18 protein-coding genes and 5 pseudogenes are annotated in these 19,101 nt (G+C 40.8%); 11 read left to right on the forward strand and 12 right to left on the reverse strand.

What is annotated here, in order from left to right; genetic code table 11:
• Positions 1–44: 44 nt before the first annotated feature.
• Complete coding sequence (locus tag ACYRY3_RS18855; protein WP_460203141.1) at positions 45–197, forward strand: hypothetical protein; 153 nt, start codon at positions 45–47, stop codon at positions 195–197.
• A 163-nt stretch (positions 198–360) separates the two neighbouring features.
• Here the strand turns inward: ACYRY3_RS18855 and ACYRY3_RS18860 are convergent, their stop codons facing one another.
• Together ACYRY3_RS18860 and ACYRY3_RS18865 are read right to left on the reverse strand one after the other, a co-directional pair.
• The gene (locus tag ACYRY3_RS18860) at positions 361–591 is read right to left on the reverse strand and encodes a hypothetical protein (RefSeq protein ID WP_460203142.1); all 231 of its coding nucleotides are present in this window, start codon (positions 589–591) and stop codon (positions 361–363) included.
• A 490-nt stretch (positions 592–1,081) separates the two neighbouring features.
• Positions 1,082–1,465, reverse strand: a complete 384-nt coding sequence (locus tag ACYRY3_RS18865) for a hypothetical protein (protein ID WP_460203143.1) — start codon at positions 1,463–1,465, stop codon at positions 1,082–1,084.
• Between the two features lie 118 nt (positions 1,466–1,583).
• Here ACYRY3_RS18865 and ACYRY3_RS18870 point away from each other — a divergent pair.
• Positions 1,584–1,829, forward strand: a pseudogene (locus ACYRY3_RS18870) (zinc ribbon domain-containing protein); the annotation flags it as partial.
• Positions 1,830–1,848: 19 nt separating this feature from the next.
• Positions 1,849–2,409 carry a hypothetical protein gene (locus ACYRY3_RS18875; protein ID WP_460203144.1) on the forward strand — a complete coding sequence of 187 codons (561 nt, stop codon included), beginning with the start codon at positions 1,849–1,851 and terminating at the stop codon, positions 2,407–2,409.
• A gap of 56 nt (positions 2,410–2,465) precedes the next feature.
• Here ACYRY3_RS18875 and ACYRY3_RS18880 read toward each other — a convergent pair whose 3' ends face one another.
• Positions 2,466–3,665: a PDDEXK nuclease domain-containing protein gene (locus ACYRY3_RS18880; protein WP_460203145.1), complete on the reverse strand. Its 1,200-nt coding sequence runs from the start codon at positions 3,663–3,665 to the stop codon at positions 2,466–2,468.
• Between the two features lie 390 nt (positions 3,666–4,055).
• Between ACYRY3_RS18880 and ACYRY3_RS18885 the strand changes: the two are divergent.
• From ACYRY3_RS18885 to ACYRY3_RS18915, 7 genes and pseudogenes are all read left to right on the forward strand, one after another.
• Positions 4,056–4,379 (forward strand): annotated as a pseudogene (locus tag ACYRY3_RS18885) (element excision factor XisH family protein).
• Positions 4,380–4,617: 238 nt separating this feature from the next.
• Positions 4,618–4,827, forward strand: a complete 210-nt coding sequence (locus tag ACYRY3_RS18890; RefSeq protein ID WP_460203146.1) for a type II toxin-antitoxin system HicB family antitoxin — start codon at positions 4,618–4,620, stop codon at positions 4,825–4,827.
• A 342-nt stretch (positions 4,828–5,169) separates the two neighbouring features.
• Positions 5,170–5,610, forward strand: a complete 441-nt coding sequence (locus ACYRY3_RS18895; protein ID WP_460203147.1) for a hypothetical protein — start codon at positions 5,170–5,172, stop codon at positions 5,608–5,610.
• Positions 5,611–5,852: 242 nt separating this feature from the next.
• The gene (locus ACYRY3_RS18900; protein ID WP_460203148.1) at positions 5,853–8,066 is read left to right on the forward strand and encodes an nSTAND1 domain-containing NTPase; all 2,214 of its coding nucleotides are present in this window, start codon (positions 5,853–5,855) and stop codon (positions 8,064–8,066) included.
• Entirely contained in the window at positions 8,044–8,238 is a 195-nt protein-coding gene (locus ACYRY3_RS18905) for a Uma2 family endonuclease (RefSeq protein WP_460203149.1), read from the forward strand. Before ACYRY3_RS18900 ends, ACYRY3_RS18905 begins: the two co-directional genes overlap by 23 nt.
• An 80-nt stretch (positions 8,239–8,318) precedes the next feature.
• Positions 8,319–8,735 (forward strand): annotated as a pseudogene (locus ACYRY3_RS18910) (element excision factor XisH family protein).
• Complete coding sequence (locus ACYRY3_RS18915; RefSeq protein ID WP_460203150.1) at positions 8,723–9,061, forward strand: element excision factor XisI family protein; 339 nt, start codon at positions 8,723–8,725, stop codon at positions 9,059–9,061. Before ACYRY3_RS18910 ends, ACYRY3_RS18915 begins: the two are co-directional and overlap by 13 nt.
• Before the next feature lie 882 nt (positions 9,062–9,943).
• Here the strand turns inward: ACYRY3_RS18915 and ACYRY3_RS18920 are convergent.
• From ACYRY3_RS18920 to ACYRY3_RS18940, 5 genes and pseudogenes are all read right to left on the reverse strand, one after another.
• On the reverse strand, positions 9,944–12,028 hold the full coding sequence (locus ACYRY3_RS18920; protein WP_460203151.1) for an AAA-like domain-containing protein: 2,085 nt from the start codon (positions 12,026–12,028) through the stop codon (positions 9,944–9,946).
• Entirely contained in the window at positions 11,992–13,671 is a 1,680-nt protein-coding gene (locus ACYRY3_RS18925) for an AAA-like domain-containing protein (RefSeq protein ID WP_460203152.1), read from the reverse strand. The genes ACYRY3_RS18920 and ACYRY3_RS18925 overlap by 37 nt, the downstream gene beginning before the upstream one ends.
• 258 nt (positions 13,672–13,929) lie before the next feature.
• Positions 13,930–14,580: pseudogene (locus ACYRY3_RS18930) on the reverse strand (SIS domain-containing protein); the annotation flags it as partial.
• A gap of 336 nt (positions 14,581–14,916) precedes the next feature.
• A pseudogene (locus ACYRY3_RS18935) lies at positions 14,917–15,213 on the reverse strand (nucleotidyltransferase domain-containing protein); the annotation flags it as partial.
• 68 nt (positions 15,214–15,281) lie between these two features.
• Positions 15,282–15,614, reverse strand: coding sequence for a hypothetical protein (locus ACYRY3_RS18940; RefSeq protein WP_460203153.1), 333 nt, complete (start codon positions 15,612–15,614; stop codon positions 15,282–15,284).
• A 209-nt stretch (positions 15,615–15,823) separates the two neighbouring features.
• Between ACYRY3_RS18940 and psb34 the strand changes: the two genes are divergently transcribed.
• Positions 15,824–15,994 (forward strand): photosystem II assembly protein Psb34, encoded by a 171-nt coding sequence (gene psb34, locus ACYRY3_RS18945; RefSeq protein ID WP_460203154.1) that lies wholly within the window; start codon positions 15,824–15,826, stop codon positions 15,992–15,994.
• 262 nt (positions 15,995–16,256) lie between these two features.
• Here the strand turns inward: psb34 and ACYRY3_RS18950 are convergent, their stop codons facing one another.
• From ACYRY3_RS18950 to ACYRY3_RS18965, 4 genes are all read right to left on the reverse strand, one after another.
• On the reverse strand, positions 16,257–16,559 hold the full coding sequence (locus ACYRY3_RS18950) for a hypothetical protein (RefSeq protein WP_460203155.1): 303 nt from the start codon (positions 16,557–16,559) through the stop codon (positions 16,257–16,259).
• 66 nt (positions 16,560–16,625) lie between these two features.
• Positions 16,626–16,841: a hypothetical protein gene (locus ACYRY3_RS18955; protein WP_460203156.1), complete on the reverse strand. Its 216-nt coding sequence runs from the start codon at positions 16,839–16,841 to the stop codon at positions 16,626–16,628.
• A gap of 86 nt (positions 16,842–16,927) precedes the next feature.
• Positions 16,928–17,155, reverse strand: a complete 228-nt coding sequence (locus ACYRY3_RS18960; protein ID WP_460203157.1) for a hypothetical protein — start codon at positions 17,153–17,155, stop codon at positions 16,928–16,930.
• A gap of 171 nt (positions 17,156–17,326) precedes the next feature.
• Positions 17,327–18,688 carry an NAD(P)/FAD-dependent oxidoreductase gene (locus ACYRY3_RS18965; RefSeq protein WP_460203158.1) on the reverse strand — a complete coding sequence of 454 codons (1,362 nt, stop codon included), beginning with the start codon at positions 18,686–18,688 and terminating at the stop codon, positions 17,327–17,329.
• Between the last annotated feature and the right edge of the window lie 413 nt (positions 18,689–19,101).

The following is a 19,101-nucleotide window of genomic DNA, read 5'->3' on the forward strand; positions in this document are numbered from 1 at the left end:
TAAATATATAGCAATTCAAATTACAAAGAACGGGGTATTGTGTTATGGCTATTTCCAAGATACTTGCTGATTTCACTCAGTTTATCTCTGAGGCAGTTATGCTGATTTTTACTCCTAATGATGATAAATATCCATATATCGGTGTACAACCATTTACAGGAGAACCTTATAATGCAAGGACTTCCGACACTTGGTAAAAAATAATATTAAAATGAGTTACATAACTTTAAAGTTGGTGGGCAAGGCTATCCTCAATCCACCAACTTTTTTATGAGGAGTTAGTTGTTAAGAGTTAGTGATTAGTAGATGATTTGAATGCTGAACAATCACTAACTACCAACCACTAACCATTAACTTTTCTTAACAACGATCCCATTCCAACTCAGCTAATAGAAATAGGCAAAAAACCATCACAGCCCCAGTTGTTAAAAATTGCAAAGCAGCAATATAAGGCAAAATCAGAATTCCCAGTAAATGAATTGCACCTGTAAATAGCATGGTACGAGATCGGATTGCCCAACCCGTACAAAAATATCGAGGGCGCATAAACCCAACCACATAGGGCATAAATTTAATAATATCTCTACCCATCCTAAGAAAACATCCAAATCAGTTATAAAAACACTAACGCTCTATACCAAACTCAGTTTATAAGCAGATTTGTACTTTGTTTTGTATTCTAGAATACGCGTTTTTTTCTAGCTGACAAAGGACGACCGCAATCAGTTAACTTTATCTCAACTGACCTACCTAAAAGGTTAGATATTGTTAATAGAGAATATTGCGAAGATTAACAAATAGTAAAGCTTATTAAAAAAATAGAGTAGCGATCGCCAATAACTCTCTTACTTCTGTCGTGCATGATAACCCATTTCTATAGGCTCTGCTTTCTCTTCAACACAAAATAAAAAAGAATAGCTTCAGCCAAAACCTTGCAAAAGGTATTCCCAGCAGACAGGTAGGGAACAAAAAACTAGGAGCACCGAAAGAATGTTGTCCAAAAATAATTATTGGCGGTTTGCAGTTAGTGTTTTGGTATTGCTAGGTTGTTTGGGGTTTGAAACAGCCACAGCACACACACCTAGAAGAATAAAAAACCAACAACAGTCCTCTCAAAAACAAAGCGATTCAGATGTAGTGCATCTGTTCTCACCTGAAGCAGAAAAATATTTATCAACTCAGGACAACCAGGAAACAGAAGGGCAACTCCTACAAGCCAAACAATATCACTGTCACAAAGTCCAACACCGAAAAGTTCGGCATCATCAAGTTCGCCATCATAGGGCTTATCATTGCCCGTGTCCTGTCTATCATCCCCGGCGCGTCCATCATCCCCGGCGCGTCCATCATCCCCAACGTGTTTACTACCATCAAACGGTGCATTATCACTACTACGGAGCCCATCCCCGTAAAAGCTACCGCCACGGCGTTCCACAACACGAAAATGTCTATCGCGGGCATCCACACCACTACAGATAATTTATTGTGGTGAAAAAAATTTTTTCTTTGTAGGGTGGGCACTGCCCACCATTCTTAAATCAAGTTATCTACCGCCCACCTAGCAACACTAACTGATTGCTTTATCTTTCCGGTCATGGTTGGAATATTTTGGTCATAAATATGGTTCGGCTACGGTTGCTGTACCTCCTCACAACACCAGCCAGAACTGTTCTAATTGTGGCAAGAAAGTTCAAAAGTCTCTGTTAACTAGAACCCATGTTTGTACTCATTGTGGGTTTGTAGAAGACAGAGATATAAATGCCAGCATCAATATCCTGAAATTGGGATTAAGTACCGTGGGGCACACGGGAACCTACGCGTTTAGCTAAAGCCAAACAAGAGTTCGGTTTGGTCACTTTAGAAAAACGAGATATTTTTGCAGAGATTCCCGAATTAGCAGCCAGTCATTTACTGGCAGAAATTCTCAACTATAATCTACCGATCGCATTAGGTAGTAATAGTGAAAAAGCACGTTCCGAACTCATCATCGCACCAATTTTAGTGGATTTACGCCGACAATTAAACGAGCGAATCAATTTATTTTCGGGTGTAGATTTTACTGTTGATGATAGCAGGGGATTAAACGGCACTTGCGACTTTCTTATTACAAAATCCCCGGAAATTCTTATGGTGACAGCACCAGTCATTACAGTTGTAGAAGCTAAAAAAGAGAATATCAATGCTGGTTTGGGTCAGTGTGCGGCAGAAATGGTAGCAGCTCAAATTTTTAATGAGCGCTCGGTAACTGATATTAAGATTATTTACGGTGCAGTAACTACGGGCAGCATTTGGCAATTCCTCAAACTACAAGGACAAACATTGTCTATTGATTTAAGTGAATACTATCTCAAAGATGTAAATAAAATCCTCGGAATTTTAGCGAGTGGTGTCTTTGCTGATGAGAGTTGAAATAGAGACAGCGATCGCTCTAACGAATAATGGTTATTTCAGACGGGTAGGGGCGGTCATGTTTCCCTGTCAGATTCAAAATCAAATTGTTGTTCTAATCTGTCTTGTTCCTCTTTTAGCCACTTTTTAAGAGTCTCTTCTGAGGGGAGAGCAACTAAATAGCGAGAAACAAATAATTGATTATCTAATCCAGCAGTGGCATAGTGAACGGCTTCGGCATCTTTTTCAGCACAAAGGATAATTCCAACAGGTGGGTTTTCATGAGGATAGATAATGTTTTCTTTCAAGTAGTTGAGGTAGAAGTTCATTTGTCCAGCGTATTCATGGCGGAACTTCCCAAGCTTTAGATCGAGCGCAATAAGACATTGCAAGGCACGATGGTAGAATAGGAGGTCAAGAAAGTAATGTTCTGCTGCTACTGTAATGCGAAACTGGCGGTCAACAAAGCAGAAATCTCGACCCAGTTCATGCATAAAATCTTGCAGGTGATCGATTAAAGCTTGTTCTAAATCAGATTCCGAATAAGTATTTCGTTCTTCTAGCCCCAAAAACTCTAAAATGTAGGGATCGCGCAAAACAGTTTTAGGGCTATCGATGATTTGTCCACGAGTGGTAAGAGCAAGCATTGCATCCTTATCTTTAGAAAGACCTACTCTTTCATAAAGCATACTGTTAATTTGACGCTTAAGTTCCCTAGTAGACCAAGAACCTTTTATACTTTCTATTTCATAAAAAGCCCGTTTAGTAGTATTGTCGATACGGGTTAATTCCAGTATATGTGACCAAGACAGGGTAGTAAACAAGCGTTGGTAATAGTTACTGTCTTGCCATGAAAAAGAAGGTTGTTGTAACTCGCGTGCTAGAAGTGCAGGGAATAGATTTTGTGGTATTGTTCCAAATTCGGCAGACAGTGTCTGCCGAATTATCTCATCCAATTGTAAACTAATTAATGGTAAAAAAACCGACAATTTTTCATTACTAGCCAAACCCGGATAAGTTAAGGCAAATTGTCTAAAGTTTTTTAAATTACGGTCTGACAGCCCTTCAATATTTCTATTTTTTAAATCGTCAGCAAGTTTTTTAAGCAACTGTGTGCCATATGCAGATCGATCTACTCCATTTTGTTCATACTCCACAATATAAGCACCGATAAACCAGTTGCGAATTGTCTGAATTTGGTTAACTGCTCGTACAACTGCTATTTGAGTTGTATTGTTGATATGGCTAATATCATTAATTAGTTCGTCATAATTCATTATTCATCCTCCCTGCCCTCGTTGATTTTGCCAAGCCTTTTCCTGTATGAATTTAGCTCTATTAGCTACAAAATTCAGTGACGATTACATCCCAACTACAAAGTTCGCATCAACCAATTGAGTTGACTGGCTGTGCAATCGCACATTTCAAATATTTATGATTTGTTGATCCAATTCATCAGGGCCTTTTCTAAAAGCAGAAAAAACGCTTTCTGGAAATTCCATAGATACAGTTTTTATAGTGATGTAATGTTGCTTGTTACTAAATTGATTATAGAATTTATTTCAGACACCATAACCCAAGCATATAAAAAAGTTTGAAGACTGACACAAAGGCTGTGCCTAAGTTCTGCAACTCAAACTACAACTCTACGTTCGTTGAGTTCAAATATGCCTGCTAAAGACTTGTACCACGATACAGTTAGAGCTATTCTTGAAAAAGACGGTTGGACAATTACCGATGACCCTTTTAAGCTAAAATGGTGACTCAGAGAGTTGTTTGTCGATTTAGGCGCAACCAAACTTTTGGCAGCTCAAAAAGCAGAACGGAAAATAGCTGTTGAAATCAAAAGCTTTGTCAATGCTTCCCCAGTTACGGATTTAGAAGTCGCTTTGGGTCAATACATTCTTTATCAAAAGATAATGGAAGAAACAGAACCAGGGCAGCAACTGTATCTAGCAATTCGCATTCGCAACGTATCGGGAGATTTTTAGCGAGCGATCGCTAACGTGTGTTACCTTTCATGAACTAACCCCGCCATCTGTCGTCTTTCTGGACTTTGCAATTGCGAAGTGACTTTTAGTTCTAGCACCAGTAGTTTTGGTTGGGCTGAAATTCTGTGAGTAAGTAGGGGGATAGTGGATATTGATTTGAGATTCGAGAGCGATCGCCTTTCCATAAAGATGTAACAGCAGCACTAGAAGAACTAAAGCAGTTAGAGCAAGGGGATGAATGATGAAATATAGCATTTTGATTCAATGGTCTGAGGGCGATGGGGTGTATGTTGCGAGTTTGCCTGAATGGGGTAAATATGCTCGGACACACGGGGAAACTTATGAAGAAGCACTTGAGAACGCTAAGGAAGTTTTAGACGATCTGGTGTACGCTTATAAGCAAATCGGTAAGCCTTTACCAGAGCCTTTTACACTAGAGGTAGCTTAAAGTTCTGGTTTCATCCTCCCTTTTGGTAACGCTCAAACTACTGGTTCATCGCATTAATTTTGAGGGGTTGGTCTGAGTTGTATTTGGTTTTTATGGTGCTAAAGCGCAACTACGAACCTATCAAAACTTTTGGGACAGAACACTAGCTTGCGTATCTAGCTTTAGAATATATTTTCCAACTTTTTTATTAGTTTTACCTCTTTTATAAATTGTCCAACTTTATTATGATTCTACAAAGATGTAGAGGGATAATTTGCTTGAACAATTTCAGCTTCTAAAATCCTCATTTTTCCGTTATAAGCTTTTATTAATGATTGAACAATTTGTCTTTGCTTTCTGTATTTGCTTAACATAACTTTATTTTTAGCAAGAGCTTTTCCTGAAATTCAACCGGAAAAGCGGTTGAGTTTAGTTACAGAAGTTTTTGACAGTATTGACAGCTTAGATAGATTATGCAGAGTTAGTGGTGGTCACGTGCGGAACTTACTGGGGATGCTTTACAGTTGTCTTCAGGAAGACGATCCGCCCATTTCTCGAAGAATTGTGGAAAAGGTGATTCGGACGGAGCGGGATTCCTTGGTAGCTGCAATTGATAACGAGGAGTGGGATTTATTATTTCAGGTGGTGCAAGAACAAGCAGTTAAGGGAGAATTAGAGTATCAAGCTCTTTTACAAAGTCTCTTTGTGTTTGAATACCAAGATGATGAAGGTAAATGGTTTGGGTTGAATCCGCTTTTGTTTGAAACTGACAGATATAAGTTGTGGAAACAGCAGAATAGTTAGCTAAGTTGAGGTGCTAAGTGATAGATGACACTAATTTTAAAATCAAATAAAGTTTTTCTTGTTAGTGTGGGTTTAGGGATTACATTTACCTATAGCACTAACCCTAGACTAGTAAAACTTACTCTGATGAATCGACCCCATTGGCAAAGGGCGTGATTCAATAAATTGTATTACCATTTCTACAGGCTACTTTCATCAACGTGCCCCTAGAGGAATTAACCAATCAAATTGCTGTTGCTTGTATGAGTGACCAACACCGTTTAAAAGAACTTTCAGCAGATAATGTTCAATCCCTCAAAACCTTGCAACGAGCGCTCGCAAACTCGAAGGGGCAATTTTCCTTGATTCTAGTGCGGTGCAACTATGCTTGTTTGCGCTTGCAGATACTGCAAATCTTGCAGGAGAAATACAATCTAGTTATTCAAAAGTTACCCCTTGAACCGTCTGCCAAGACTGTTTATACTACTATTCTTGAACGCTTCGGTCAGCAGAAACTAGATGCATTAGTTGTTTGGGGCTTTGAGGCAGTGGAAGATATTGATGGTTTGCTTTATGCTACCAATAATGTCAGAGACTCATTTCACCATTTTACTTTCCCACTAGTTTTATTGGTAAGGGATACAGAATTGCGTCAACTGAAACGGAAAGCACCAGATTTTATAAATTGGGCTAGCCCAACAGTTGAATTCAAACTGACAGAACGAGAATTGACAGAGTTACTACATGAAAATGCTCAGCAAGCTTTCGCTGAGCAACCAGAGTTTACCCTGGATAATGCTGAACTGAAAGCAGCTCAACAAAATTTGCTGGAATATGGTCAAGAATTAGAACCAGAAGTTCAAGCTAAATTAGCGTTTCTAGCAGGTTTAAACTGTTACAAAAATTTTCATTTAGATGATGCCATTATACAGTATGAGCAAAGCTTAAATTTTTGGCAGCAAAATCAAAAATATGAACATAGTGGAATCGTTTTATTCCATATTGTCCTAGCTTATTATTTAAAGGGAAAAGAGTATCAGCAAGAAATTAAGAATTATAGTCAGAAATATTTGGAAATATTTGAAGAGATTACATCTTCTAACTGGTTAATGAAACATCTTAATAAGTTGGAAGATGTGCTGCGACAATTAGAAGAATGGGAACAATTACAACTCCTTGCTCAAAAAGCCATAGTTTTACATCAAGAGCAGATCAAGTTAAATTTAGTTGCTCAAGATTATAGTTTTTTAGCAGCAGTCGCTCTCAAAAAAATTTCAGATTGGAAAGAGGCAAAGCGACTAGCACTGGAATCTCTGAAAATTTTTGAAGATTCTGCAATTTTTCCAGAAATATCTAATGATGAAGCTCAAATTTTAGGGCTAACTTACTTGACGTTAGCTCAATCACAGCAACAGTTGGGAGAAATCGAAGATGCTATTGCTAATTTAGAGAAGGCAAGAAAGATAAGTCAACCTGAGTACGATCCCAATCTTTATGTTGAAATACTAGAAGAGTTGCGAAAGATAAAATTTGAGAGAGGGGAACATTTAGAAGCTTTTCGTTTCAAGCAACAGCAACGGGAAGTTGAGAACCAGTATGGGTTACGGGCTTTCATTGGAGCAGGACGTTTGCAACCACCAAGAAGTGTGGTTAATTCTATATTAGATGGTCAAGGTGACAGTCGCGACTTGTCATTGAATGCTATTTTAGCAGCTTCTGGACGGCAAAAGGATGTGGAAGCATTGATCGAACGGATTAAAAGTACTCATCGCAAACTCACGGTACTTTATGGTCCTTCGGGAGTTGGCAAAAGCTCAATCGTGCAAGCAGCCTTAATACCAGCACTTGAAAAAACTTACTTTGAGGGGCGAGTTATTTTACCTCTTTTGATACAAGATTACAAAAATTGGGTTGAAAGATTGAGAGAGCGTTTAGCAAAAACATTGATAGACTATGCTCAGCCTGCGAATATTTCTTCAACCCTGATAGAGAGGCTGAGTGAAAATACACAACGTAATTTATTAACAGTACTAATTTTCGATCAATTTGAAGAGTTTTTCTTTGAGAACACCAACTTAAACAGTAAAACTGAATTTTATGACTTTTTATGCCAGTGTTTAGAAATTCCATATTTAAAGATTATCTTATCGTTGCGGGAAGATTACATACATTACCTATTGGAAATTAGCCGGACTAGAAATTTAAAGATTGACAAAATTTTTGAGGATATACTCTATTACTTGGGCAAATTTTCAACAGAAGATGCCAAAGCCGTTATTCATAGTTTGACAACTCGCTCGACCTTCCCCTTAGAACTAAATTTAATTGAACAACTAGTGAAAGATTTAGCGGGAAAATGGTCAATAGTACGCCCTATTGAATTACAAGTGGTGGGAGCACAATTAGAATTTGAAAAAATTACTAATGTAGAGGAAAGCGATCGCTCTCTATGCGATGGAATTTGCCGTCCACAGTAAAATATCTCAGATATTCAAAGAGAGAGACTACATTGCTAAAAGGATACAATATCAAGATTGCCGTATTTCCGAATATTGGATAGTCGATCCCCAAACTCACACTATTTTAATCTTAGAACTTAGAAGAGATTCTTATATAATTTATTTCAGACACAATAACTTAAGCACATAAAAAAAGTTTGGGGACTGACACAAAGGCTGTGCCTAAGTTCTGCAACTCAAACTACAACTCTACGTTCGTTGAGTTCAAATATGCCTGCTAAAGACTTGTACCACGATACAGTTAGAGCTATTCTTGAAAAAGACGGTTGGACAATTACCGATGACCCTTTTAAGCTAAAATGGTGACTCAGAGAGTTGTTTGTCGATTTAGGCGCAACCAAACTTTTGGCAGCTCAAAAAGCAGAACGGAAAATAGCTGTTGAAATCAAAAGCTTTGTCAATGCTTCCCCAGTTACGGATTTAGAAGTCGCTTTGGGTCAATATATTCTTTATCAAAATATAATGGAAGAAACCGAACCGGAGCGGCAACTGTATCTAGCAATTCGCAAAGCAACGTATCGGGAAATTTTTTCAGAACCCATTGGTAGCCTTGTTATCAAAAAAAATTCTCTTCACTTACTGATATTTGACCCACAAAAGGAGGCGATCGCTCAATGGATAGATTAGATGACTATCGCAAAATAATTCAGCGCATACTGACAGAATATATGCAGATTCCCTATGCTTATGGAAACTTGCAGTATAAACTGATAGTTAGCGCTGATAGCAATAGCTATTTGTTAATAACGATGGGGTGGGAAGACGATACCAGAGTTCATGGATGTCTGATTCACATTGATATTATCGACGACCAAGTTTGGATTCAACGAGATGGCACTGAAGACGGCATTGCTAACGATCTAATTGCTGCTGGAATTCCCACAACGGATATTGTTATTGGTTTCCATCCTCCCGAACTTCGACCTTATACTAAATATGCTACCTCAATTTGAGGAGGTAGCAATTTAATTGCAACAGTCAGCGAGCTAATATTGGATAGTCGATCCCCAAACTCACAATATTTTAATCTTAGAACTTAGAAGAGATTCTTATATAGGAGTAGGTAAATTTAGCAGTAATGATTTACTGCTATCCCCCCGATTTAGACAACAACTTAATCTAAAAGTTTCTGAGGTTTTTGGTAAAGATAAGGTGGATGAATAAAAAGATTGAACAATTTCAGAGCCGAAAACCTTATTTTTCTGTTACGAGTTTTTATATTCAGGTAAGTCACGATTTAAGGCAACACGCTGGTATAGTTCAACGTTCATTTGAAGAAATAACTCCTGAAGGCGATCGCACATTTCTATGTAATGCAATCGTACTACTTCAGGAGTTTTTGCTCAACCAAATTATAAATTGTTCAACCGAATTATTCCTCCACAGTAATGCGTTAAGCCTGTAAAACGCGAAAACATAAACACTAAAACTCTTGCACCGCAAGCTTTTTAAAAATTTCCCAACTTTTTTATTTATTTTTAGATGGTAGTATGATGAAATTTTCCAACTTGATTTTTGCTAAAATGGTCAATAGATAACGATAGAATCAGGATTTGAGCCTATAAAATTTTCCAACTTTTTTATCTCTCCACACGTAGACAAATCATGGAGAGAAGCAACTGTACTCCACTCCAGAAAATACCCGAACGTTGAATTTTTACTGTTATTTGCGGTAGTTCAATCTAGCAGAGAATTGGTATAACTCTGCCAAATTTAGCTATTCTCCATAATGGCGTCATTACTGTTTCCGAAGTGCTAAAAACTTCCTTAAACTTTTCCACCTCATAATCTTATTGCTGCTTATGCGTCACAAAATCTTAATAAAGGTATCGTCTTTAACGATGACTCTTGTTAGCTCTAAATGCATTTGGTAGTGTTTCATAGCATACCTCGGGAATGGTTATATTTTCTTTCTTGTCCTCATCTAACAAGTATCCTTGTAACCATTCACACCCTTCTTTAAGTAATTGTTCAAAATTTTTGACCTCCCAAATTTTGGCAGTTTTGTCATAGGAGGCGGTGACGATGTGCTTGCTATCCGGGCTAAAACTGGCGCTAATGACCTGGTCCTGATGACCTTGTAATGTAGCGATCGGTTGTCCTTTCAAATCCCAAATTTTGGCAGTATTGTCCGTGGAGGTGGTGACGATGTGCTTGCTATCCGGGCTAAAACTGGCGCTATTGACCTCGGACTGATGACCTTTTAAAACTTGTCTTTGCCACCCTACCTTGTTTAACAGTACCTGTAAAGCTAACACTGGATTAGTTGCAGGTAATTCGTTTTCATTTGTCCAATTTTTCTTTTTCAATAAAGTTTTAAGTTTGTCTCCGTCCCTGAGTGCTGCTACCAAAGCTTCTGCGGGATCGATATCTGCCCTTGCTACATTTGCATTGCCAGATCTTTCTAATTGGATAATGTTTCTGGAAAAGTCTACTTCCTGAAGACTACTTGCGGCAAATATTGCCGAGCCAACCGCTCCGGCTAGACTCACTCCAAGCACTACTGAACCAATACGAATGCGCCCATTAGCTTTATGATTGGCTTGAGCTAAAAGAAGTCTTGCTTGTTCTTCTGCTTGTAAAAGTTTTTTGACTTCACGATTATCTACCTCCTGACTCGCTGCTAAAAACTGGTAGTCTAAATCGCTTAAGCTTTTGCCAGCTGACCACTCCTGTGCTTGTTGGAGTGCTTCTCCTCGCAATAAGCGCGACTCATCTTGAAAACTCGAAGCGACCCAGGCGTTCAAAAGCTCTGCATAGGGTCGCAGTTCTGCCAGTGCTTTATCGAGCCATTCTTGGTTAAACACCATCCCATAAATGCGGTTGTAAACTCTAAGCTTTCCCTCATGGCGAACAACTAACCCTGTCAGTCGCAATTCCATCTGTTCTGGGCTGTCATCAACTGCTATTTCTTTCTGCTGTAGAATTTTTTGATATGTCCCTAGCACTCGCCCAGTGCGTTGTCCCCTACTCTGCAAGAGGCGATCGCGTATTGTTTTCAAATGCTCTGGTTCATCTTGAGTTTCCCAGTTCTCAATGATTTTCAACTGGACTAATTGTTCCACCCAGTGAACTTCTTCTCCAGAGGGAATATGAGCCTCAGTGGTTAAAATGAGATGGCAAATTTTCTGAGTGAGAAATGGTTGTCCCCCAGTCCAGTCCAATACAGCTTGTAGGACTGCATTAGGGTTCTCAGCTGTTAACGCTAGCCCTTGTGCTAGAGGTTGGGCTTCTTTCAGTTGAAAACCCACCAATTCGATCGCCACTCCCACATTAAATGGTGTCCGTCGTTTATCTTGAATTAAGTCACTAGGAGTGGTGACTCCTAACAAAACAAAAGTCAGCCGTCGGTACTCTGGTTGCTCGGCTCTTCTTTCATAGCATTCACGAATGGCTGCAAAAAAGTCATCTATGCCAAATTTTAAGCTGAGTACGCTATCGATTTCATCGACAAAAATGACAATATTTTGAGGAATTGACTTTAACAAAACATCTTCCAGAAATTGGCTAAAACGCTGCACAAATGAGAGTGAACCGCGCTCGCACCACCAAGTATTGAAATCAAATGTTTCATACAACCTCAGCCGTCTGGCAATGCTGTTGACGATACCTCCGTACCATTGTTCTGGTGTAATGTCTTCAGCCCCAATTGCCGTAATATCAATGGCAGCACAGGCGACTTCCTCTGCTTGCAAGCGCTGCATGGTTTGCACCCGCAAGCTAGATTTCCCCATTTGCCGGGAGTTTAACACGTAGCAGAACTTGCCTGCTATTAAATTTTCATACAATTCTCGGTCAGCTTCACGCCGCACATAAGTTGGTGCATCTGCAGGAAGACTACCGCCAACTTGATATTCGTAAGCAGGATCGATCGCTTTGCCCATCAGTTTATCCCCAGGCGATCGCGGAAATATCGGCAATACAAGTCACATAATGGCATAACTGCATTACCCTGAAACTTCACCAGCCCCATACTGCGGAGCTTAAATGCTTGTTTTCTCTCTATTTTGACAGGTGTACTGGCGGAAACGACTTTTGTGATGGCAGTGACTAACTCAGCGTCCTCCTCGATATTTAACAGATGGCGACTGAGGTGATCTCCATACAACCCTGACTCAGTTGGCGCATCTTGTAAAAGTTCCTCTAGAGTAATTCTGCCTTTGGTAATCTGGTAGAGTGCTACTCTGACTAAATAAGGATGCCCACCCACCATTTGTAGGAGTTGTTTGAGTTGCTCATCACTCCAATTTAACCCGTGTCGCCCCACTAATTCTTGCACTTGGGCTTGGGTAAGTTCGGGAAGTTCAATCGCTAACCCAACATTAAATGGCGATTGATTGATATTGAGGGGAACATAAACTTCTTGTGAGTGGACGACGATGAGCCGTAACTTTTTCCAGATTGGCTCATTCTTCGCTTCCTCATGCCAAAACCGCAACAGTCCAAAGAAGTCAGCTGCCACCTGACGGTACTGAAAAACTTCATCCACTTCATCCAATCCTAAAGCCAAGGGACTGGATATTTCTTGTAGCAAATACCGCTCGAAATAATCAGTACATTTATCTTTACTGCCCAATCTTCCCTGCCAATATTTGTCTAGCTTATCTGGTAAATTTAATTTTCGAGCAATACTGTGACAAAACCATTGCAAGAATTCATCGAGATTTGTCAAAACTGTACCATCGGCTGACTGAAAGTTCAAAGCTGCGCTTTGGTAGCCCTGCTGGGTGGTATTATCCAAAATCCTTGCCATCAAAGAAGACTTACCCATCTGCCGGGGTGCTTTAATCCGAATCAGTGCCCCTGGTTTAACAATGCGATCGTAACAGTCTGATTCTATGGGGGGACGCTCCACATAAAAAGCTGAGTCGAGGGCTACCTGTCCCTCTGGTTCTTCTAAAACAATGGATTTAGGTATAGTCAAAGTCGAATTGTCGGATGTGCGCTCTTGCTTGTTTTCTAATTTTTGAGCGCCCGAATCTGATACAACTTCTGACTTCTTTATCAGTACTGGGGTTAATGCTTCTGCAATCCCTGCCATCCGAATGCTGCTACAACCAAACTTGTATGCCACCTCAATTGATTTCCCAGCTCCCAATGCGTCATAAAAACCCACTGCAAATTCCCGTGCTGCTGAATCTCCTACTGCCTGACTCATTCCAATGACATAGGGGATGTATTGAGCGATCGCTCGTGCTTGAACTTCTGAGTAACAGGCGTTGAGCAACACACATTCTACTTGAGAAGCAAATAACTCAAAAAGACCTGCTAGAGCTTCTGTACTAACAAGTTTGGCTTGTCCTGTTTCATCTTCCAGTGCCAGCCCATCATCCCCGACTCCATGTCCGGAAAAATGCACAATTTGCGGGCTTATGTCTAACATAGCTCGCTGCACATCTCTTGGTCGAGTCGCCCACTTTTGCTCCAAGATAAATTGGTCGCGGTTTTTAGAGCGGGTTAACCCAGCATCAATCTCTCGCACTTCCTCATCTAACCGCAATGGCACAGAATTTCTTGGATTTGCTGCCAGAATCAGGATTGTTTTGACAACTTTGTGGTTCATGAGTTAGCCCTATCTAGGCTACATAATGAAGGATGGTCATCAACAAGTCAACTCAGAAACTTATAGTTGTTAGCAAAATCAACATATGCATATGAGAACACATGAGTGATTTATATCTGCTAGATAAAGGAGCCAAAAATATTGCTGCTATTGGGGCTGTTTTTGTAAACCAGCCTAGAGGCTCGAATTGTTTGTGTTGTGAACTCAGTACAGACAGTTCATTTAGGGGCGCAAAGCCGCCACGCCCCTACCTGCATCCTACTCCACAGTAACGGACTTCGCCAAATTCCTGGGCTGATCTACATCCAAACCGCGCAGGGCTGCAATATGGTAAGCCAGTAATTGTAGGGGAATTACTGTAAGAATGGGAGACAGCAATTCATTAACATGAGAAACGGGGAGGATATCGTTAAAAATTTCTCCTGCTTCTCCATCGTTCACTGGTGTCACGCCAATTAAACGAGAATCGCGGGCTTTGGCTTCTTGGGAGTTGGAAATCACTTTTTCATAAACACTACCAGGCATTGCGATCGCAACAACGGGTACTTTTGCATCCAACAAAGCAATGGGACCGTGCTTCATTTCACCAGCTGGATATCCCTCTGCATGGATATAGCTGATTTCTTTTAATTTCAGCGCACCTTCCAACGCAATAGGATAATTTATACCCCTTCCCAAAAAGATAAAATCTTTAGTTTCTGCAAAGTTATGAGCCAATTGCCCAATATAATGCTCCTGCTTTTCTAAATTCGCTTCAATTTCTCCTGGAACTTGCCGCAACCCATCAATAATTGCCTGTAATTCTGTTGGGGAAATAGCCTGACGGAGATAAGCCAAATCCAACGCCAGCGCGTAAAACGCCATTAATTGAGCAATAAAAGTTTTTGTCGCCGCCACCCCAATTTCAAGATTCATACAGGCTACGCTGCGGAAACAACACCCTGCTGCATAGGCAACATCACCTCTAGCAACTGCTTTTTGAGCAACGGACAGTGAAAAGCTAATTTCCCAGGCAAACGTATTAACAGTTGCTTGTTGAAGTTGAATCGGATAGGGAGTCGTCTTAGCCTTTAAAGCAGCTAAAACACCATCCGGGTCGTAAAGTGGCAGACAATGAGCAACTTCACCCATATAAATAGAGGATACAAAGCCATGAGGATGCCCTGGTTGGTAATCAATCGTGATTTCCCCTGCATGGCAATCATCAATAATACGATTAACCCGAGCCACATCACGGTAGAGAAAATCTACAGGCACACCTTCTATCCGCAGCCAGCCACCGCCATTAATCCATTTCCCCCATTCACCGATTGGAGTGATTCGATTTGGGCGGCGATCGTCATCAACTTCCGAGGCAAGGTGATTTAGAGCAGCCACATCAAGCGGATTCTCTGGCAGGTAATAAATTCCCAAATCCACATCTGACTTCTGCGTGTGGTTGCCTCTTGCCCTCGAACCACCCAGAGCAATCGCTGCAATTCCCTGAATTGACTGCAAACGCTCAATAATCCGGTGGATAAACTGAGGCAATTGCTGATTCATATTGGCTCTATCACCAGTTATTTAAAACGATGCTACATGATATGCTAACAAACAGCCTCAAATGACCACTAGGCGTGCAAGAAAAACTTTGCAGTGAGCCAGGTAAAGATGGCAGCACAAAGAGGGCTCAGTATTAATGTTCCAACCAGCCATATCCCAAGCCATGCTACTCCACCCATTGAGCCCGGTTCTGGAGGTGGTGTGTTGCGATTGCTCAGCCATTGCAGTAAGCCAGTGAGAAGCATGGCGGCGAAAGCACCAAATAGCAGCCCGATAAACCAGGCTAAAGGCAGCAACAACAACATCCACTTGCAGCCCAATTTGATAAATGCTTGGTAGCTTATCCATAGCAATGGTCCTAAGAATAGCAGAACCAGTACAGCAATTAAACCTATATGCATGGCTTTTTGGGGGGTATGTCTGTGGCATTCAACAACTACACGGTATCGTCCTTAAGGTTGCCAATCTTTTCTGGTAGTCCTGCGATCGACCACGCACAGATTAGCCACTCTTATGGATACTATTTATCTTTATCAGTCAAGCATTCTTGACGCTTTATAACAATATTGTTATATTTGTTTACATAAGTTAAGAATTTAGGAAACAAGTTATGTACACCACTGTTAACGAAGACGGCGTTCTCAACAACTATCCAACCGAGCCAAAAATGTATTTTGCTGAATACCCTGCTATTTGGGAACAGCGTCAATATGTTATCCAGGGTGTGTTTGCAACATTACTGGTAGCTACTCTAGTTGCGGTTGCTTTTACAGCTGTTTAATACTTTTAGATAAAGCAGTTGATAAACTCTCATCTTTTCACCCTGGCTTGATGGCTGGGGTTTTGCCATTGCAAACTTCACCAACTGCTTTACGGAGGAATGACAAGGGAGCCCAAGGCTGGCGATAGCTTCGCTACTTCCTTCGGCAGATCGCTACAACCTACATTCCTTTTACAACATAGATTATGCGGTTATCATGCTGTTCCCTTGGCTTTCTGCTAGGGTGTGGATTGTTCCTCTTGCTTATAACAATAAGTCATCATTACAGTTCGCTTCGTCCTATACCAAGACTTTGGAAAGTTGCTCGAACATCCTCAAGGCTCAAACCGCAGTAGTAATACTTTTTGTCTCTTAGGTTAGCGATATAGTAACCAGCTTTGCCTCCGTTGACTCGAAAGAGAGAAACTAATAATTCATCGCCAGTTATGCCGTAAGCCTCTGCACCTTCCAAACCAATTGGCACATGATTTGGGCTGTAAAATTTCGCGCCTTTAATGTACCATTTCCCCGCCTCATGCCTGACAACTCGATAATAGTTTGGATAAATAATTGCTGTGCTTTTCATAATTTGATCTACATTTAAACAGAAGGAGACAAGCCCCCAGAGGCTACCTGGGGGACTATACGCTAGTTAATTACGGTTGGGATTGCGCGAACCGTCTTCATTTTCGTCCGTTTTTTCCGGTTGTATTTCTTCCGGAAGTTGCGGCTCGAAAACGAGTTCACTTTCACCAGTTTCTGCGTCGGTCTTTGCCCATAAACCCGGATCGAGGTTTTCGTAGACCTCCCCTGGCTGGTAATTGCTATCCTTTCCATTACCACTAGCGTTACTTGGTGAGTTAACCATTGCATCACCTCCTTTGCTCACCTAAACTTGATTATCCCATGAAAACATGGGATAATATTTTTGATGAAATCATTTATCAACTTTCACTAGGATTTTTCTAGATAGGAAATTGCTGCTTCTTGCAGCCATTGAGAGAGAGTTTTTCCTGAAGCTATGAGTGCCGCTTCAATTTGTTGTTCCAAAGAAACTGAAGGGCGAAAGCCCATCATACGACCTTTTGGTTCCCGTCCAGGTTTAACAGCAAAGCTGGTTTCGTTTTTCTTTTTAGGGTTTTTAACTCTTGGATTTCCTGTTCGCCCTTCAACTCCTGCCATATCTTTACCCTATGATTTCCAAATATTGCCTTGTTTTCATGGCATCATATTAGCAAAGCAAAAAGCCCGGTGATTCACCGGGCTTGCAAAAAAATTTTGTCTAAAATTACCGAGTTTTGTAGGTAGTGCTATGTTGCAAAACACGGTGGGCAGTGCCCACCCTACTAAGCCTTAAGCATTTACCGCCTGTCTGTTGTTTGCAGTCTTGTAGTAACCATTACTTTCAGAAACTTTTGCTGGTTGCAAGACTTCCTTACCTGTAATCAACCTTGCTCCACGTTTCCGGGTGAAGTAATTCCAGCCCCACTGAATCATCACCATGAGCTTGTTGTCAAACTCAATTAAGAAATAGATATGAACAAAGAGCCAGAACAGCCATGCGAAGAAGCCTGTAAATTTGGCAAAACCTACGTCTACAACGGCAGAATTTTGTCCGATTACCGCTAAACTACCCCAGTTGATGTAAGAAAACTGTGGTAAGGTCTTACCTTTCATCCGTTGTTTGATTAAGGATGCAACATACTGTCCTTCCTGCATTGCTACGGGTGCAACGCCCGGTAAGGGCTTGCCGTTTTGATGGGCAAAGTTCGCTAAGTCACCAACAACAAAGATGTTGTCATAGCCTTTGATACTCAAGTCTGGCTCAACAATAACTCTTCCAGCGCGATCGCACTCAACACCTGTACGTTCTGCAAGCAGTTGACCTAGAGGTGAAGCTTTCACACCAGCTGCCCACAATACTGTTTTAGCTGCAATCTGTTTGACATCATCACCTTGTTTAAGGGTAACAATATCACCTTCTATATTGGTCACCAGTGTTTTTGTCTTAACGGCGACACCTCGCTGTGCCAGGGAAACTTCTGCTTCTTTTGATAACTCTGGTGCAAAGGGAGGAAGAATCCTATCCATACCTTCAAGAAGCAAAACTTGAGCTTCTGAGGTGTCGATGTTGCGGAAATCTTCTTTCATTGTGTGGTAAGCCAGTTCTGCGATCGCACCTGCTAATTCCACACCTGTTGGACCGCCACCCACAACCACGAATGTCAACCAAGCACGACGTTTTTCGGGGTCGGTTTCCTTTTCTGCGGCTTCAAACGCCATGAAGATGCGCCGACGCATTTCTATAGCATCTTCCACTGTTTTTAAACCGGGCGCGAATTCTTCCCACTGGTCTTTCCCAAAGTAGGAATGTTTGGCACCTGTAGCAAGGATTAGGGAATCGTAGTGGATGGCTTCTTCGGTTGTGAAGACTTTTTGCTCTTGGGGATCGATATCGATAACTTCTCCCAGTAGTACTTTTGTATTCTTGCTCTTACTTAAGACAGAACGCAGTGGTGAGGAGATATCCGCCGGGGAGACAGTACCGGTAGCGACTTGATATAACAGTGGTTGGAATAGATGAAAGTTTCTTTTATCAATTAAAGTAACTTTTACATCAGCACGAGCCAGTGCTTTTGCGGCATACAACCCGCCAAAGCCACCGCCTACAATAACTACGTGATGGGGTGGTCGATCGTCAACAGAGTTCATCATAAGATTTACTTCCTAGTTTTAGCCCTTTGCAATCCTTCTTAACAAATTTTCAACAATCTTGTTAGTGTAGTTCTGCTTATTATAGACATATTAAGAAATGTAAAAGTTTTTGCCGATACAGTCAAATAGTAAACATAACTACATTTGTAGCAAAGCCAACGCAAATATGGACTCATCCTGTAGCTACAGGATAGAAATCCCAAGAAGTTAGCTTTAGTAACTACTACACTTTCCTATCCGGAATTTCCAGGATTCTGGTTACTGATGATTTCTTGACACAAGAGCTGCATTTCATACAATCAATGCCACTAAAATCACTGTACCTGACCTGTCTTCTAGAGGGGAAGATGAGATATTCCATAATATTAAAATTTATTACGATAAGTCAAATTATTTTTACGTATCCCAACCTG

It is taken from the genome of Scytonema sp. NUACC21 (genome assembly GCF_054684315.1).

Bases quoted from the DNA above. Each gene is read 5' to 3' on its own strand.
- ACYRY3_RS18925 (WP_460203152.1), bottom strand. From the start codon at position 13,671: ATGAACCACAAAGTTGTCAAAACAATCCTGATTCTGGCAGCAAATCCA.
- ACYRY3_RS18855 (WP_460203141.1), top strand. From the start codon at position 45: ATGGCTATTTCCAAGATACTTGCTGATTTCACTCAGTTTATCTCTGAG.
- ACYRY3_RS18890 (WP_460203146.1), top strand. From the start codon at position 4,618: ATGATGAAATATAGCATTTTGATTCAATGGTCTGAGGGCGATGGGGTG.
- ACYRY3_RS18950 (WP_460203155.1), bottom strand. From the start codon at position 16,559: ATGAAAAGCACAGCAATTATTTATCCAAACTATTATCGAGTTGTCAGG.
- ACYRY3_RS18860 (WP_460203142.1), bottom strand. From the start codon at position 591: ATGGGTAGAGATATTATTAAATTTATGCCCTATGTGGTTGGGTTTATG.
- ACYRY3_RS18915 (WP_460203150.1), top strand. From the start codon at position 8,723: ATGGATAGATTAGATGACTATCGCAAAATAATTCAGCGCATACTGACA.
- ACYRY3_RS18880 (WP_460203145.1), bottom strand. From the start codon at position 3,665: ATGAATTATGACGAACTAATTAATGATATTAGCCATATCAACAATACA.
- ACYRY3_RS18960 (WP_460203157.1), bottom strand. From the start codon at position 17,155: ATGGCAGGAGTTGAAGGGCGAACAGGAAATCCAAGAGTTAAAAACCCT.
- ACYRY3_RS18965 (WP_460203158.1), bottom strand. From the start codon at position 18,688: ATGATGAACTCTGTTGACGATCGACCACCCCATCACGTAGTTATTGTA.
- ACYRY3_RS18940 (WP_460203153.1), bottom strand. From the start codon at position 15,614: ATGCATATAGGTTTAATTGCTGTACTGGTTCTGCTATTCTTAGGACCA.
- ACYRY3_RS18955 (WP_460203156.1), bottom strand. From the start codon at position 16,841: ATGGTTAACTCACCAAGTAACGCTAGTGGTAATGGAAAGGATAGCAAT.
- ACYRY3_RS18900 (WP_460203148.1), top strand. From the start codon at position 5,853: ATGAGTGACCAACACCGTTTAAAAGAACTTTCAGCAGATAATGTTCAA.
- ACYRY3_RS18905 (WP_460203149.1), top strand. From the start codon at position 8,044: ATGGAATTTGCCGTCCACAGTAAAATATCTCAGATATTCAAAGAGAGA.
- psb34 (WP_460203154.1), top strand. From the start codon at position 15,824: ATGTACACCACTGTTAACGAAGACGGCGTTCTCAACAACTATCCAACC.